The organism is Arsukibacterium sp. (genome assembly GCF_033722355.1).
Lineage (GTDB): Bacteria > Pseudomonadota > Gammaproteobacteria > Enterobacterales > Alteromonadaceae > Alishewanella.
This window is the reverse complement of sequence record NZ_JAWVZF010000047.1, coordinates 1-17021: the sequence shown is the minus strand read 5'-3', so window position 1 is coordinate 17021 and position 17021 is coordinate 1. Positions and strand designations below refer to the sequence as shown.

General features: G+C 51.3%; 15 protein-coding genes. 13 read left to right on the top strand and 2 right to left on the bottom strand.

Going from position 1 to position 17021, the window contains the following annotated elements:
• From R3177_RS06615 to acpS, 9 genes are all read left to right on the top strand, one after another.
• On the top strand, positions 1-583 hold a 583-nt coding region (locus R3177_RS06615), incomplete at its 5' end, for a MucB/RseB C-terminal domain-containing protein (protein ID WP_318970254.1).
• A gap of 27 nt (positions 584-610) precedes the next feature.
• Positions 611-1063 carry a SoxR reducing system RseC family protein gene (locus R3177_RS06610; RefSeq protein ID WP_318970253.1) on the top strand — a complete coding sequence of 151 codons (453 nt, stop codon included), beginning with the start codon at positions 611-613 and terminating at the stop codon, positions 1061-1063.
• Positions 1064-1233: 170 nt separating this feature from the next.
• The gene (gene lepA, locus R3177_RS06605) at positions 1234-3033 is read left to right on the top strand and encodes a translation elongation factor 4 (RefSeq protein ID WP_318970252.1); all 1800 of its coding nucleotides are present in this window, start codon (positions 1234-1236) and stop codon (positions 3031-3033) included.
• Positions 3034-3058: 25 nt separating this feature from the next.
• A complete protein-coding gene (lepB, locus tag R3177_RS06600; RefSeq protein ID WP_318970251.1) occupies positions 3059-3982 on the top strand; it encodes a signal peptidase I in 924 nt (307 codons plus the stop codon).
• Between the two features lie 9 nt (positions 3983-3991).
• Entirely contained in the window at positions 3992-4666 is a 675-nt protein-coding gene (gene rnc / locus R3177_RS06595; protein ID WP_318970250.1) for a ribonuclease III, read from the top strand.
• Entirely contained in the window at positions 4656-5564 is a 909-nt protein-coding gene (gene era / locus R3177_RS06590) for a GTPase Era (RefSeq protein WP_318970249.1), read from the top strand. Before rnc ends, era begins: the two co-directional genes overlap by 11 nt.
• Before the next feature lie 27 nt (positions 5565-5591).
• A complete protein-coding gene (gene recO, locus R3177_RS06585; protein WP_318970248.1) occupies positions 5592-6275 on the top strand; it encodes a DNA repair protein RecO in 684 nt (227 codons plus the stop codon).
• 51 nt (positions 6276-6326) lie between these two features.
• The gene (gene pdxJ, locus R3177_RS06580; RefSeq protein WP_318970247.1) at positions 6327-7058 is read left to right on the top strand and encodes a pyridoxine 5'-phosphate synthase; all 732 of its coding nucleotides are present in this window, start codon (positions 6327-6329) and stop codon (positions 7056-7058) included.
• A complete protein-coding gene (gene acpS / locus R3177_RS06575; RefSeq protein WP_318970246.1) occupies positions 7058-7435 on the top strand; it encodes a holo-ACP synthase in 378 nt (125 codons plus the stop codon). The genes pdxJ and acpS overlap by 1 nt, the downstream gene beginning before the upstream one ends.
• Here the strand turns inward: acpS and barA are convergent.
• A complete protein-coding gene (barA, locus tag R3177_RS06570) occupies positions 7419-10169 on the bottom strand; it encodes a two-component sensor histidine kinase BarA (protein WP_318970245.1) in 2751 nt (916 codons plus the stop codon). The genes acpS and barA overlap by 17 nt on opposite strands.
• Before the next feature lie 82 nt (positions 10170-10251).
• Here barA and rlmD point away from each other — a divergent pair, with 82 nt between their 5' ends.
• The 4 genes from rlmD (at position 10252) to R3177_RS06550 (ending at position 16434) form a co-directional block, all read left to right on the top strand.
• Positions 10252-11589, top strand: coding sequence for a 23S rRNA (uracil(1939)-C(5))-methyltransferase RlmD (gene rlmD / locus R3177_RS06565; RefSeq protein ID WP_318970244.1), 1338 nt, complete (start codon positions 10252-10254; stop codon positions 11587-11589).
• 9 nt (positions 11590-11598) lie between these two features.
• Entirely contained in the window at positions 11599-13797 is a 2199-nt protein-coding gene (relA, locus tag R3177_RS06560) for a GTP diphosphokinase (protein WP_318970243.1), read from the top strand.
• A gap of 41 nt (positions 13798-13838) precedes the next feature.
• Entirely contained in the window at positions 13839-14660 is an 822-nt protein-coding gene (mazG, locus tag R3177_RS06555; RefSeq protein ID WP_318970242.1) for a nucleoside triphosphate pyrophosphohydrolase, read from the top strand.
• A 166-nt stretch (positions 14661-14826) separates the two neighbouring features.
• Positions 14827-16434, top strand: a complete 1608-nt coding sequence (locus tag R3177_RS06550; RefSeq protein ID WP_318970241.1) for an endonuclease — start codon at positions 14827-14829, stop codon at positions 16432-16434.
• A gap of 336 nt (positions 16435-16770) precedes the next feature.
• Here the strand turns inward: R3177_RS06550 and R3177_RS06545 are convergent, their stop codons facing one another.
• A complete protein-coding gene (locus R3177_RS06545) occupies positions 16771-16905 on the bottom strand; it encodes a hypothetical protein (RefSeq protein WP_318970240.1) in 135 nt (44 codons plus the stop codon).
• Between the last annotated feature and the right edge of the window lie 116 nt (positions 16906-17021).

The following is a 17021-nucleotide window of genomic DNA, read 5'->3' as shown; positions in this document are numbered from 1 at the left end:
TCAGCAGATCCAAAAATTATATACCGCAGTTCTGGGCAGCAGCTCGGTGATGTCCGGTCATCAGGCGCAGTTGTTACGACTGAGCGCCACGGCCCCCGGTCGGCACAGTTACTGGTTATGGGTTGAGGCTGAATCCGGGTTTCCGCTGCGGATTGACGTGATGTCTGAGCAACAGACACCGCTGGAACGCTGGTTAGTTACCCATATGCAGATGAGTCCTGAACTCCCTGACAACCTCAAGCGTCTGCTTGAGACTGAATTGCCTGAGCCCGGCACTGCTAACAGTGGGGCGGTATTACCGGAAAATGGGCTGCAACTTACCTGGTGGCCAGATGGTTATCAGCTGGTCAGCGAGCCGCACATTGTGCCTCAGTTGCAGCAAAGCCTGTTAAACTACTGGCTTTTGACTGACGGCCTGCATCAGATCTCTGTTTTTGTACAACCCAGTCAGCGCATGCCAACCCAGGCTTATCGTGATGGCGCGACCACTATTTATATGTTAAGTGCGCCGCAGTATGATGTGACTGTGATTGGTCCTGTTAGTATTAATGTGGCAGAACGGCTGGCCGCCGCGGTGCGTTAACTTTTAAACAATGCAGGTAACAGTGACATGATTGAGCAGATAGCGACGGTAGTGGCAGTAGAGCCGGCAGGGGTCTGGCTGACAACCACGCCGGTGACGACATGTCAGTCCTGTCATGCCAGCGACGACTGCGGTACCGGCATTGTTGCAAAAACCATGACCCCGCGCCAGAACCGTTTTTTTATCCGCACTGAGCTCTCCCTGCTGCCGGGTGAACAGGTCACCGTTGCAATGGCGGGCCAGCAACTGGTGACCATAGCGTTACTGGTTTATTTGTTGCCCCTGCTGCTAATGATGGCAAGTGCCTTACTGGTGCACCTTAACAGTAACGCTGCTGAGGGCTGGGTTATGCTGGCCGCGGCCCTGGGTGCTGGTTGTGGCTTTTTGCTTGCCCGGCACTATGGCACCAGAACGACACGCCACCAACCACTGCGTATTTTAACGGTGTTGCCTGATATTAAGGTCAGTCACGTCAGCTGAGCCGCTGTTGAAAACACCATTGACGAAGAACACATAGCAAGCTGCCTGCGGATAGAGTACAATTCCCGCTAATTTTTTAAAGCCCCGGTCTCACAATAACCGCATCATATAACGGTGCGACTGAGCTTATTGTCAGTACCCTCAGTTTATTTCGGACATTTGCGGATAACATGGCAAAACTTACTAACATCAGAAACTTCTCCGTCATCGCCCATATTGACCATGGTAAATCTACCCTGTCTGACCGGCTTATTCAGTATTGCGGCGGCCTGGCTGATCGGGAAATGCAGCAGCAGGTACTTGACTCGATGGATCTCGAGCGGGAACGAGGCATTACCATTAAAGCGCAAAGCGTGACCCTTAATTACGCTGCTGACGATGGCAATACTTACCAGCTGAATTTTATCGATACACCGGGCCATGTGGACTTTACCTATGAAGTCAGCCGTTCACTGGCAGCCTGTGAAGGTGCCTTGCTGGTGGTTGACGCCGGTCAGGGGGTTGAAGCGCAGACGGTGGCAAACTGCTATACCGCACTGGATATGAACCTGGAGGTTATTCCGGTTCTGAATAAAATTGACTTACCGCAGGCTGAACCGGATCGGGTCGCCGCAGAAATTGAAGATATTATCGGTATTGAAGCCCTGGGTGCCGTGCAATGTTCAGCCAAAACCGGTATTGGTATTAAAGATGTGCTGGAAACCATTGTTAAAAAAATACCGCCGCCGGAAGGCGAGCCAGACTTACCGACCCAGGCGCTGATTATCGACTCCTGGTTTGATGCCTACCAGGGCGTGGTATCCCTGGTGCGGGTAAAGCACGGCGCCATTAAAACCAAAGATAAAATTAAAGTAATGTCGACCGGTCAGGTATACGAAGTCGATAAGGTCGGCATTTTCAGCCCCAAAGCCACCCATACCGGCGAGTTGAAAACCGGTGAAGTAGGCTTTGTGATTGCCGGTATTAAAGAAATTAAAGGCGCGCCGGTCGGCGATACGCTGACCCTGGCCAAAAACAGCGCGGAAAAACCGTTACCGGGTTTTAAACGGATTAAACCTCAGGTTTATGCCGGCGTATTTCCGGTCTCGTCAGATGATTATGAAGATTTCCGTGACGCGCTGGCCAAGCTGAGCCTGAACGATTCGTCACTGTTTTATGAACCGGAAAACTCCGGCGCCCTGGGCTTTGGTTTCCGGATTGGTTTCCTTGGCATGCTGCACATGGAAATTATTCAGGAGCGGCTGGAGCGGGAATATGATCTGGACCTGATTACCACTGCGCCAACTGTGGTATATGAAGTTATTAAGAAAGATGGCACTGTGGTCATGGTCGACAACCCAAGTGATTTGCCAGCCGTTAATGACATTGCTGAAATCCGCGAGCCGATAGTTGAGGCGCATATTCTGGTACCGCAGGAGTATCTGGGTAACGTTATTACCTTGTGTATCGAAAAACGCGGGGTACAAACCAATATGCTCTACCACGGCCGCCAGGTGGCAGTGACTTATGAATTGCCAATGGCCGAAGTCGTGATGGACTTTTTTGACCGGTTAAAATCAACCAGCCGCGGTTATGCGTCACTGGATTACGCCTTTAAACGGTTCCAGACATCGAATATGCAACGGGTTGATATCTTAATTAACGGCGAACGGGTTGATGCGCTGGCCATTATCAGTCATATCGATTTTGCCCAGGGCCGTGGCCGGCAGCTGGCTGAAAAGTTAAAAGAGCTGATCCCGCGGCAAATGTTTGATATTGCGATTCAGGCGGCAATTGGTAACCATGTGATTGCCCGTACCACCATTAAGCAAATGCGTAAGAACGTACTGGCAAAATGTTATGGTGGCGACGTCAGCCGCAAGAAAAAACTGCTGCAAAAGCAGAAAGAAGGTAAGAAGCGGATGAAGCAGGTTGGTAATGTTGAAGTGCCGCAGGAGGCCTTCCTGGCCATTTTAAAAGTTGGCAAATAAAAGCAGGTAACAATAAGGGAAACGCATGGCCGGTTATTTTGCAATATTATTGGTGATACTGACATTGGCCAGTGGCCTGATCTGGTTACTGGACGCACTGGTGCTGGCTCCTAAACGCCGTGAAAGCCTGGTGCTGGCGCAAACGGGTGCCGGTGACCAGTTGGCGCCGGAAGCCAGCGATACGTTGCTGAAGGAACCGGCCATAGTCGAAACGGCAAAATCGATTTTTCCGGTCATTGCCGCGATTACCTTATTCCGCTCGTTTTTATACGAGCCATTCCAGATCCCGTCGGGGTCGATGATGCCAACCTTACTGGTGGGTGACTTTATTCTGGTTGAAAAGTTTTCCTATGATGTCAAAGACCCGGTCTGGCGCAAAACCCTGTATCACAACAAGCTGCCAGAGCGTGGTGACGTGGCGGTATTTAAGTACCCGGAGCAACCGACTGTTGATTTTATAAAACGGATTGTCGGCCTGCCGGGTGATCGGATTATTTACCGCGATAAACAGCTGTATATCGAAAAACCCTGTGCCGAGGGCCAGACCACGGGTTGCGGCACGCTGGAGCGGATTGCCCTGACCCATATTCCGGATAATCAGTTTTTTCAGGGACCTTACCAGCAACGGCGTTTTCATGAAGCTCTGGGTGAAAAAGGCCACAATATACTGGTCACGCCGGGGGCGCATGAGCGGGTTCGGGAATACCATCAGCAGCCAGGCACTGCAATCGATGAGTTTATCGTGCCCCAAGGCCAGTATTTTGCCATTGGTGATAACCGGGATAACAGCCGTGACAGCCGGTTCTGGGGGTTTGTGCCGGCCGATAATCTGGTCGGTAAAGCGGTCTTTATCTGGATGAGCTTTGAATTCAGCGAAAACCCGGATAGCTGGCTGCCCGGCTGGGTGCCAGTTGGTGTGCGTTTTGAACGTCTGGGCAAGATTGAATAAGGTACCCCAATGCTACAACCGGTTAAACCGTTAATGAATAAGCTGGGATATCAGTTTTCCGACCCCGCCCTGCTGGAGCAGGCGTTAACCCATCGTAGTTGCAAAGGCAGACATAATGAGCGGCTGGAGTTTTTAGGGGATGCGGTGCTGGGACTGGTTATTGCCCAGACGCTATTTGAACAGTTCCCGCAAACCCGTGAGGGTGACTTAACCCGGATGCGATCGGCCCTGGTAAAAGGGGTAACCCTGGCTGAAATAGCGCAGGAGCTGGCGCTTGCCCAGTATTTGCGGCTGGGGCCGGGGGAGCTGAAAAGTGGCGGTCATCGCCGGGAATCCATTTTAGCTGATGCGCTGGAAGCGATTTTGGGTGCTATCTTTTTAGACAGTGGTATGGAAGCGTGTCGCGAGCGGATCTTAAGCTGGTTTGGCGAGCGCCTGAAACACATTGCTCCGGGCGAGCAAAAAGACTCGAAAACCCGCTTACAGGAGTATCTGCAGGGTCTGCGGCTGCCGCTGCCGGTGTATGACGTGATTGCGACCGAGGGCGAAGCACATCAGCAGACGTTTACTGTTCGTTGCAGCGTCCCGGGTATTAAACCTATTACTGCCAGTGGCAGTTCACGGCGTAAAGCCGAACAAGATGCCGCCCATGCGGCTTTGGAACAGATTAAAAATGAACGATAACACTGCGCCAACCACCCGTGCCGGTTTAGTGGCAATAGTGGGGCGCCCGAATGTGGGTAAATCTACCTTACTGAATAAACTGGTGGGCCAGAAAGTCAGTATTACGTCAAAAAAACCGCAAACCACCCGGCACCGGATCCTCGGCATTGATACGGTTGAAAATTATCAGACGGTGTATGTCGATACACCGGGCTTACATATTGAAGAGAAGCGGGCGATTAACCGGCTGATGAACAAAGCGGCCAGCAGTTCAATCAGCGATGTTGAGCTGGTCCTGTTTGTCGTTGAGGGTACCCGCTGGAATGATGACGATCAGATGGTGCTGAATAAACTTATTGCCTCCGGCAAGCCAGTGGTACTGGTGGTTAACAAAGTTGACCTCTATAAAGATAAATCTGAATTGTTACCCCATTTGCAGTGGCTGGGCAGTCAGCTTAATTTTGCTGAGGTGGTGCCGTTATCCGCAGAGAGTGGCGATAATGTGGCAGCGCTGAAAAAGGTTGTTCAGCAACACTTACCGGCAAGTGAGTTTTTCTTTCCTGACGACTATATTACCGATCGCTCGCAACGGTTTATGGCCGCCGAGATTGTCCGGGAAAAACTGATGCGGTTTCTCGGTGATGAGCTGCCGTATTCAGTAACCGTTGAGATTGAGCGCTTTAAATGGGAAGAAAAGCATTTTCATATCGCGGCGTTAGTCCTGGTAGAACGGGAAAGCCAGAAGCGGATGGTGATTGGTAATAAAGGCGAGCGGATTAAAACCATTGCCACGGAAGCCAGGCTGGATATGGCAGAGATGCTGGAGCAACCGGTTTTTCTGCAGGTATGGGTTAAGGTGAAGTCAGGCTGGGCAGACGATGAGCGGGCGCTGCGCAGCCTGGGCTACGGTGAAGATTAAGTCAGATGAACAGCAAGGTGTGATCAGATGCAGCCGCTATGTCCAGCCTATATATTACATAGCCGGCCGTTTCAGGACGATAAGCTGCTGTTACAACTGTTAATGCCAGAGCAGGGCAGAGTGTCTGCCATCATCCGTAAGCGTCAGGGCAAACAGCGGTTTGCTTTGCAGCCCTTTCAGCTGTTTACCGTGGCACTGACGGGCCGCAGCAGCTTAAAAACGATCAGAACACTGGACGAGCTGGCACCTGCCAGCCGGTTCAGTGGAAAATTCTTGTTCAGTGCGCTCTACCTTAATGAGCTGATTTGCCGGTTGTGGCCCGATGATATGGCTGCTGAGCAATTATTTAACCACTATCAGCAAAGCCTGGCCGGCTTAAATCTGGCACAGCAGCAACCCACGCAGTTAGAGCCCTGTTTACGTGAATTTGAATTTGCCCTGCTTGGTGAGCTGGGCTTACCGGTAGACTGGCAACATGATGCCGCGGGTATGGCGTTAACTGCTGATTTACAGTATTACTGGCAGGCAGAGCAGGGCTTTGTGGTCTGGCCCGGTGGCTGGTCTGGCGCCGCATTACTGGCTATCGGCCAGCAAAACTGGCAGCATGCCGATTCACTGCTGGTCGCTAAACAACTCAGCCGGCTATTATTAAAACCCTTACTGGGAGACAAGCCACTGCAGAGCCGTGCGTTATTTACGACGGCGCTTTAACCCGCGGTGATACAACGTACTTTGAGCTTACAACCGAATACCGGAGCCGTTATGAACCCTATTTATCTTGGTGTAAACATTGACCACGTGGCAACGCTGCGTCAGGCGAGAGGCACCAGTTACCCGGAACCCCTGCATGCGGCAATGGTAGCTGAGCAGGCCGGTGCTGACGGGATTACTGTCCATTTACGGGAAGACCGGCGTCATATTATTGACCGCGATGTGTTTTTATTGCGTCAGAGCCTGAGCACCCGCCTTAATTTTGAAATGGCGGTTACTGATGAAATGCTAGGTATCGCCGGCCAGTTGAAACCCCATTTTTGTTGTCTGGTGCCGGAAAAACGGCAGGAGCTGACCACAGAGGGTGGCCTGGATGTGGCCGGGCAGCTGTCCCGGCTGACCGATGCGGTCAGTCAGCTGGCTGCTGATAATATTCTGGTGTCCCTGTTTATTGATGCCGATAAAGCCCAGATTGATGCGGCTGCTGCCGCGGGTGCGCCTTTTATTGAAATCCATACCGGCCGCTACGCTGAAGCAACAGACCCCGGGCTGCAGCAGGCCGAGCTAACCCGAATTACCGAAGCGGCAGCCTATGCTGCATCACTGGGGATAACCGTCAATGCCGGCCATGGTCTGCATTATCATAACGTGCAGCCGATAGCCGCAATACCCCAGATGTACGAGCTTAATATTGGCCATGCTATTGTTGCCCGGGCTATTTTCAGTGGTCTGGCCGGTGCGGTGGCAGAAATGAAACGGCTAATGGTGGAGGCCCGGCGTTAATGGCGATTATTGGTTTAGGAACCGATATTGTTGACATCAGCCGGATAGAGCAAAGCCTGGTCCGCTCGCCGGGTCTAGTAAAGCGGGTACTGACGGCAACCGAACAGCAGCATTTTGCCGGGCATGCGCTGGCAAGCCGCTATTTTGCCAAACGCTTTGCCGCAAAAGAGGCTGCCGCGAAAGCGCTTGGCACCGGGATTGGCCGGGGCGTGTCGTTTCAGCATATTGAAATCAGTAATGATCAGCATGGCCGGCCGGAACTTAGATTCAGCGGCTATGCGCAGGAGCTGGCGACCCGCCTTGGGGTAAATCATTGCTGGCTGTCATTAAGTGATGAGCAGGCTTATGCCATGGCAACCGTTATTCTGGAAGCGTAACGGTAGCCAGCCAGTTTTCATCGAGCTGGGTTAAGGCATTTACAATATCATCCAGTTCAAACAGTTCCGGCTCCAGTTGGCTAAGGCTGGTACCGGATTTCAGCTGGGTTTCCAGCGTTTCGGCCAGGTTTTTTAATGCCGGCACACCAGTGTAACAGCAGGCGCCGTGCAGCTTATGCACCAGCTGTAATACTTGCTCACAGTCATGGGCGCTGATGGCCGCGTTCAGGGCTTGTTGCGTCTGCGGTAAACTGGTTAACAGCATCTTCAGCATCTCTTTTGCCAGGTCGACTTTGCCGCCTGCCCGTTGCAAACCCATTTGCCAGTCTATCAGGCTGTTGTTATCCGATTTTAAATATGCCGCTGCCTGCTGGGTCTCAGTGTTCTGATGCGCTTGCGCGATCAGCGGACAAAACTCCTGCAGTGTGTAATGCAGCATTTTATCATCCAGAGGCTTGCTTAAAAACTCACTAAATCCAAGGGACAGCAGCCGGGCGCGTTCACCGGCGACTGCATGGGCAGTGACCGCAATAATCGGCGTATGCTCATTTAACGAGCTTTGCCGGATCCGCTGGCAGGCACTGATACCATCCATCACCGGCATATTTATATCCATAAAAATAATGTCATAGACATGCTGGGTGGCTTTTTGCCAGGCGTCTGCACCATTGGTGGCCGATTCAATCTGCTCCACCAGTTCGCTTAGCAGGGCATTAATCAGTTTCAGGTTTGCTTCGTTATCATCTACTGTCAGCACCTTTAATGCCGCTCTGGGCTGAACCACCGGTACCGGCAGGTTTTTCGCCTGATCCAGATAGGGTTTAGCCAGGGCAATAGCCAGTTTGCGTTGATGAGTAGGCTTGGGTAAGCAGCCATCCACACCCGAGGTTAACATGGCTTCGCGTAAATTGGGTGACAGGGTATTAACCAGTAAATACGTATACTGACAACTGGGTTTAATTTGTTGTACCAGGCTGATAATCAGATTAACCTGATTAATCGCGATAGCGCGGCCAATCAGGCCGATATCGTAATGCTGGCCGTGATTCAGAGCCTGCTGCAGCTGCCCTTTGGTGGCACAGGCAGTTACCTGCAGCCCCCAGCTGTGCAACAGACTCAGGGTTGCCTCCCGGGAATACTGCTGAGGTTCAAAATACAGCAGGCTTTTGCCGTCAAGCACGTCAATCGGTAATGGCTCAGCGACAGATAAATGATGGCGCTGACACTTAATGGTAAACCAGAAGGTCGAGCCTTCAGCGGCTTTGCTTTCAAAACCAATATTACCGCCCATTGCCTGAACTAAGCGCTGAGAAATCATCAGACCCAGACCTGAACCACTGTTATGGTCGCCCGGCTGACTACTGGTAAACCCCTGAAATAGCTGGTCTTGCTTATCTTCGCTGATGCCACGGCCGGTATCCTGCACCGAACAGTGCAGAATAAGCTGGTCTTCATTTAACAAGGTGGCGCTGACCCGGATCACAATACTGCCATGCTCAGTAAACTTAATGGCATTGCCGGCGATGTTCATCAGCACCTGGATCAGCCGGCCAGGATCGGCGATTAAATCGTCCGGACAGCCATTGTCAATCATCATCACCAGTTCCAGGTGCTTGTCAAAGGCATTGGCAGCGAGTAATTCGGTGGCATCGTTCAGCAAATCGCGCAGCGAAAACGGCTCGGGGTTAATCGACATCCTGCCTTCTTCCAGCTTGGAGAAATCCAGCACGTCATTGACCAGATGCAGCAGGCTGTTGGCTGATTTCTGAATGGTACTCAGGTAGTCGTGCTGATTCGCGCTCAGTTGGGTTTTCAGTAGTTGACGGGTAAAGCCGATAACCCCGTTTAGCGGCGTTCGTAACTCATGGCTCATTTTCGCCAGAAATTCCGATTTCTGCCGGTTTTCTTCCACGGCCTTGCGGCGGGAAAAGTCGAGCTGGATATTCTGCACTTCCAGCTGCTCCATACTCAGTTGTAAGTCACTGGTAACCTGTTCAATATTCTGCTGCATTTCCTGCTCCAGTGAGGTAAGTTGTTCACTGAGCTGGTTAATGCTGGTCTGAAATTCGTCCAGCTCTGCTATGCCGGACATTGTTTTTTGCTGCTGGTAGTTGCCTGCCTGTAATTGCTGCAGCTGTAACTGCAGTCCGCTGAGAACCGGATGAATTTTTTTACGGACCAGCTGGCTTAACAACAGACATAACAAAATGACGGCGGCCACCAGCATGGCCACATGTAATTTATAGCGTTGTTGCTGCAACTCAATTTGTTCATTTTGTAAATGCAGCACAATATAAGGGCTTTGCGCCGGCGGATGACTGTTAAAGGACAGCGGCTGGTAACTGAGCAGGCTTTGCTCAAACGGCAGTAACTGGCCGGCCGGGCTGGCAGTTTCCCGGTTGATGGGCGGGTAGTCTGCTGCGCTATATTGCGGATTGCTGCTGGCGATAATATTAGCGTGCTGGTCATACAGTAATATATTGCTGATGACCGGTGAATTCAGGCGGTGACTGGTATTAAGCAGCTGCTGAATGGCGTCGATATTATCGGCAGCCAGAAACTTTTCGCTGCTAATTGCCAGTGGCACTGCTATATTTCTGGCCTGAGCTGCCAGGTTACGGTTTAACTCTGCTGCCTTACTGTAGGCAAAATAACTGCCCAGCCCAACACTGGCCAGCACAGAGGGCAGCAGGGCACAGAGTAATATCCAGTAACGTAACGCAATTTTCGTCATCAGGGCCAGAGCTTGTTACAATAGTTGCGGGCCTGCCCATAATGACATAACAATTTCTACTTGCCTACAATACAGAGCGCAGATGGTCACACTATACAAAGCAAAGACTAAATCCAGCCTGGTTAAATCAACCCTCACCCTGGATATCGACAGCAGCGACTATGAAGTAAACGGACTGGGGCGATATAAACAGAAAATTGCTTTTGTCAGCGGTGCGCTGCCAGGTGAGAAAGTGCAGGCCGTGGTGCTGGAAGATAAAGCGGGTTTTATTAAAGCCCGTACCAGCAAAGTGCTGAGCGCATCAGCCGAACGGCAACGGCCTTTCTGCCCGCATTTTAACCAGTGCGGTGGTTGTCAGTTACAGTATCTGGATAACGACCAGCAAATCCGGTTAAAGCAGCAGGGGGTGGATCAGCTGATCCGGCATCAGACCGGCCTGGCAAGCTTACCCTGGCAGTCGATGATCACCGGGCCTGATACGCACTACCGGCGTAAAGCCCGGCTGGGTGTCTGGTATGACAAAAAAAGCCGCAGACTCAGTGTCGGCTTTCGGGCTGAGGGCAGTAAAGCGATTACAGCGATTAATGAGTGCAGCATGTTAAGTCCGCAGCTGGCGCCAGCCGTTACCTTACTGCCGCCCGTGATCAGGGCCTTGCCTGATCCCACCATTATTACTCATTTAGAAATATTTACTGCCGGTGGGCAGCCTTACGTCGTGGTACGCCATGTCAAACCGTTAACCGCCGCCCAGCAGCAATCCTTTATTACTGGCTGGCCACAAGCCTGCTTTCTGGGGGACGACGGTACTGAACAGCTGCAACCCTGGCAGGCAGGCACCCCGGTACCTGCCTACACCCTGAGCGAACAAAATGTGACCCTGCAGTTTCAGCCGGGTGACTTTATTCAGATAAATGAAGTGGTTAACCAGCAGATGGTCAGCCAGGCCCTGGCCTGGCTGCAGATTAATGCCAGTGATGTTGTCCTTGATTTATACGCCGGCATTGGTAATTTTTCGTTGGCGATGGCCCGGTATGCCAAAACAGTGCAGGGGATAGAAGGTGTGGCCAAAATGGTGCAACAGGCCGCAACCAATGCAACGCTTAATGGTCTTAGCAATGTCAGCTTTGCCCAGGCTGATTTGCATTTACCCTGGCCAGCTGCACCCTGGGCGTTGCAGCGCTACACTAAAGTGGTACTGGATCCGGCACGCGCAGGCGCTCAGGGCGCAATAGCGCAGGTGGCCGCGCTTAAAGCGGCACAGATATTGTACGTGTCGTGCAATGCGGCGACCTTTGCCCGCGATGCCAAAGTATTGCTGGAGCAGGGATACCGGTTAGAAAAACTGGCGGGCGTTGATATGTTTCCGCATACCAGCCATCTGGAGCTGATGGCGTTATTCAGTTTGCCCGCTAAGCAATAAGGAGTTGTCATGGTCAGGGTTCGTCAATCGCATAGTAGTGGCTATCATGGCGGTGATACGCTGGAATGGCTGTGTTCGCTGGGATTGACTGAAAAAAAGATCAATGCCCTGGTTAACTGTGGTTTATGGTTAAAACAGCAGGGGCTGGATGACACGGTTGCTCAGGTACGCACCGGCTGGGAAATGGTTGAAATTCTCGCTGATCTGAAAATGGACCACGACTCCCTGTTGGCGGCATTGCTATTTCCGGCCTTTGACACCCATCTGCTCAGTGAAGATAAACTGACAGACGAATTTACCACTACTGTGGTAGGTCTGCTGCATTCGGTGCAGCAAATGGATGCTATTCGTACGATACCGACCGGCGCCAATCAGAGTGTTAATCCGCAGCAAGCTGACAACCTGCGTAAAATGCTGCTGGCGATGGTTGAAGATGTGCGTGCTGTGGTACTGAAACTGGCCGCGCAAATTTGCTACCTGCGCGATGTGAAAGACGCCGATGAAGAAACCCGGGTGCTGGCGGCCAAAGAAACCAATGCGATTTTTGCCCCGCTGGCTAACCGGCTGGGTATTGGCCAGTTAAAATGGGAGCTGGAAGATTTAGCCTTCAGGTATCTGCACCCCGGGGTATATAAACAGGTGGCCAGTCTGCTGGAAGAAAAGCGGCTGGACCGCGAGCAGTATATGCAGGATTTTGTCGCTGCGGTGCGCCAGAAAATGCAGGATGCCAAACTGGATGTTGAGGTGTATGGCCGGCCCAAGCATATTTTCAGTATCTGGAAAAAAATGCAGAAAAAGCATCTGAGTTTTGACCAGCTGTATGATATCCGCGCGGTGCGGATTGTCACCGAGCGGGTACAGGACTGCTACGGAGCCCTTGGTATCGTGCATACCGGCTGGCGCCATCTGCCAAAAGAGTTTGACGATTACATCGCCACCCCCAAGCAAAACGGTTATCAGTCGATCCATACCGTGGTGCTCGGGCCACAGGGCCGGGCTGTCGAAATACAAATTCGTACCCGGCAAATGCATGAGGACGCTGAGTTGGGCGTTGCCGCGCACTGGCGCTATAAGGAAGGCGCAGTCGGTGGTAATAAAGTGGTAGCCAATGACGAGAAAATCGGCTGGCTGCGTAAGTTACTGCAATGGCAGGAAGATGTGGTTGATGGCACCGATCTGGCCGAAGAACTGCGCACCCAGGTTATTGAAGACAGGGTGTATGTATTTACCCCCAAAGGCGATATTGTCGATTTGCCGATAGGCTCAACCCCGCTCGATTTTGCTTATTATGTCCATTCCAATGTCGGCCATCGCTGTATCGGAGCCAAAATTTCCGGCCGTATTGTGCCCTTTACCTATCAGCTGAAAACCGGCGATCAGGTGGAAATTTTAACCGGGCGCGAACCTAACCCGAGCCGCGACTGGTTAAACCCGAATTTAGGTTATTTAAAATCAAGCCGGGCCCGCTCCAAAGTGCAGTACTGGTTCCGGTTACAGGACAGAGATAAAAACCTGGCTGCCGGTAAAGAGCTGCTGGATACCGAACTGACCAGGCTGAACCTGGTAATGGAATATCCGGCCAAGGTATTAAGCCGCTTTAACGTAAATTCAATGGATGAGCTGTTAGTTGGTATTGGTGGCGGTGAAATTAAAGTCACCCAGGTGGTGCACTTTATTCAGAGCCAGAGTGGCAAGCTGACCCAGCCGGAAATTGACCCCAGGCTGAAAACCAAACCCTTGCCGCCGGCCAGAAACAAAAGCGATGTGGTGGTGCAGGGCGTCGGCAACCTGTTAAGCCACATGGCCGGTTGCTGCCAGCCACTGCCGGGCGATGCCATTATTGGCTATATTACCCAGGGTCGCGGTATTGCGATTCACCGTGATGATTGCGACCAGTTTAAAACCCTGCAGGACAGTCACCCCGAACGGGTGGTTGATGCCACCTGGGGTGATAAATATGCCTCGGGCTATGAGGTGGATATCCGCATTGTCGCCCACGATCGTAACGGCCTGCTGCGTGATATCACCAGTATTCTGGCCAATGAAAAAGCCAATGTCACGAAAATGAGCAGCAGCTCAGATATCAAAGCGCAGACTGCCGTTATTAATATGACGCTGGAGCTGTATAACCTTGACTCACTTAATAAGTTATTAAGTAAAGTCAGCCAGATTGATGAAGTCATCGAAGCCAAGCGGTTTCATCATTAGCCCGTTAGCGGGCTAAGAGTCAACCAACCAGAGAGAGCAGTGTGGCAGATAATATTCAGCGCCTTTTAACTATTATGAGCCGGTTACGCGACCCTGACACCGGCTGCCCGTGGGACCTTAAACAAAACTATGCCAGCATCGTGCCCTACACGCTGGAAGAGGCCTATGAAGTGGCCGATGCCATTGCCCGGCAAAGCTTTGACGAGTTAAAAGATGAGCTCGGCGATTTGTTATTTCAGGTGGTATTTTATGCCCAGCTAGCCAAAGAGCAGGGCCGGTTTGAGTTTGATGATTGCGTGGTAGCCATTTGCGATAAGCTGGAACGGCGTCACCCGCATGTCTTTACTGAGTTGTCTGCTGAAAATACCGCTGCCCACGCTCTCAATGCAGAACATCATCAGCCACAAAGTGCAGAGACTGCGCTGCAAAACTGGGAAGCGCTGAAAAGTACCGAGCGCAAACAAGTCGGCCAGCACAGTGTGCTGGACAATATTCCTAAGGCGATGCCGGCACTTAGCCGCGCCAATAAATTGCAAAAACGCTGTGCCACTGTTGGTTTCGACTGGCCGACAGTAGAGGGTTGCTGGGCTAAGGTAAAAGAAGAAATACGGGAAGTAGAGCAAACCGATGCCGGTAGCCCGGAACTGGCTGAAGAGCTGGGTGATTTAATGTTTGCGCTGGTTAATGTGGTACGCAAACACAAGCTTGACCCGGAAGCGGTACTGCGCGCGGCCAATAACAAATTTGAGCGGCGTTTTCGGGGGGTTGAGCAGGCGCTGGCCGCGCAAGGCAAAGGTCCGGCGCAAAGTTCCCTCGATGAAATGGAAGCGCTGTGGCAGCAGGTAAAGCGCCAAAGCAAGTGACCTTTTAAAATGGCGGCGGGACAGTGCCGAAACACCTTCATAAAAAATTCATTATTTTGCTTTTTTGATAACGCGGTTTTGCAGTAAAGTAGCCCGGTGTCAGATTTGGCTGGCAGCTTTTATCCAATGGGCTTTGCGCTATCAGCGCCATGCAGGAATAATAAAAATGAAAAAAATAACCCTATTGCTGGCGCTGTTAACTGCGTTTAGCACTGACGTGCAGGCAACAGTATTAAATGGTGGTTTTGAGCAATGGTCAGGTGGTCAGCCCGAAGGCTGGACCCTGACAGACAGCGGGATCACGGTTAGTCAGTCAGGCACCATCAAACTCAGCGGTAACAGTGCGGCGTTAGTCACGGTGAATACTGCTGATCAGGCTAATACCGACTTTCGGCAGTTGGTCAGCGTTAATGCCGGTCAGAGCTACAATTTCAGTACCTCGGTCTACCATACTGAAGGTGGCATTAAAGCCCGGCTGTATGTTAATGGCTATCAGGGCTATTCGAATGAGCAATTAACCGGCCAGTGGCAAACTCTCAGTTACAGTTATACCGCTGTCAGTAGCGGTACGATTGAAGTGGGGCTGCGTTTTTACGATGTCACGGGCTTTGATGGCTCAGAGCGGGTCTATGTTGATAATTTTGAACCTGCTACCCAGGCTCCTCCAGCGAGCTGTGCTGCCACAACAGCAAATTTTGTGCTTAATACTGACAACTATGGTGGTGAAACCAGCTGGCAGCTGACCTCAGCCAGCGCAGGCATGTTATACAGTGACAGCAATCTAAACAGTAATACCCAATATGCCCGGTCGTGGTGCCTGGAAGCGGGTGACTATACCTTTACCATTAATGACAGCTATGGCGATGGCATCTGCTGTGGCTATGGTAACGGCAGTTATAACCTGAGCATAGCCGGACAAAGCATTTTTAGCGGCGGTAGCTTTACTACGTCGAAAAGCCATACGTTTACTGTAGGCTCAGTCGATAATGGCGGCGATGCTGACTTAGGCGCGTATTACGCTGATGCCACAGGCTTAACCGGCTATGCGCTAAAAACAGCCCTGCATAATATTATTAATAACCATACCGCCCAGGGCTACAGTGCCATTTGGGGCTTTTATAATGTGTATGAGCTGGATAACTACTATGAGAATGATGGCTCAATTTTAGATATTTACTCTGAAAAGCCCAGCTCAACCGACAGCTACGTGTATGCTGCTGCCAGCAATCAATGCGGTACCTATAATAGCGAAGCAGATTGTTACAACCGCGAGCACAGTTTTCCACGCAGTTGGTTTGGTGGTGCTGTAGAGCCGATGAACTCAGACATTCACCATATTTTCGCCACCGACGGTTTTGTTAATGCCAAGCGCAGCAGCTATCCGTATGGTGAGGTAGGCAGCGCCAGCTTTACGTCAACCAATGGCTCTAAGCTGGGCACTGCGCTAGCCGGCAGCGGCTATAGTGGTGTGGTGTTTGAGCCGATTGATGAATTTAAAGGCGACGTGGCCCGGGCTTATTTTTATATCGCCACCCGTTATCAGGATCAGCTTGCCAGCTGGCAAAATAACAGTACCGAGGCCAACGCGGCCTTAAATGGCAGCACCACCCAGGTATTCGAAAACTGGTTATTGCAACGCTTAAAGCAATGGCACCAGCAGGACCCCGTCAGCCAGAAAGAGCGCGATCGCAACGACGCCGCGTATCAGTATCAGGGCAACCGTAACCCCTTTATTGACCATCCTCAGTTTGTTACTGAAATCTGGGGTAATTAACCAGTAGGTCAACGGGCGAAGCCGGTAGCGATATGCCTACTGGCCTCGCCCTGCCGCTTCAATTACAGCAACATCGCCAGCGGGCTTTTTACCCCGCTGGCGCCAGGTTTAACCTTCTGTTTTTATTGTCTTTACCTTGCCATACCAATACTGGCAAATAATCATAATCAATGTCATGCAGCCGTAAACGCACAGCCTCCATCAGCTGCAGGCCGCTGCAAACCATTAATTGGATAAGCAGTTTATAGTTAGGGTCGGCTATCTTTAACAGCGCAGCAATTTTAATACGGGTTAATACCACGGGTAATGTTGGTGAAACCTGAGAGCGATTAAAACTTAAGTTAAGTGATAGCGGTTTTTGTGATACAGGATATAAAACTTAATCCAGTAAATATAAGCTTCTACTGTTCTTTTTGCATACCGGCGGGCATACATAAATTCAGCAATATACTGTAAAAATGGCGAAGCCATAAGCAACACCTGTTACATAAGTGGGAATGTATACATATACAGTAGTGGGTGAATTAATTGTTAGCAAGTTAATCGCAAGCTCAAACCACGCTTTCCCCAAGCCGTTCCTGAGTGCG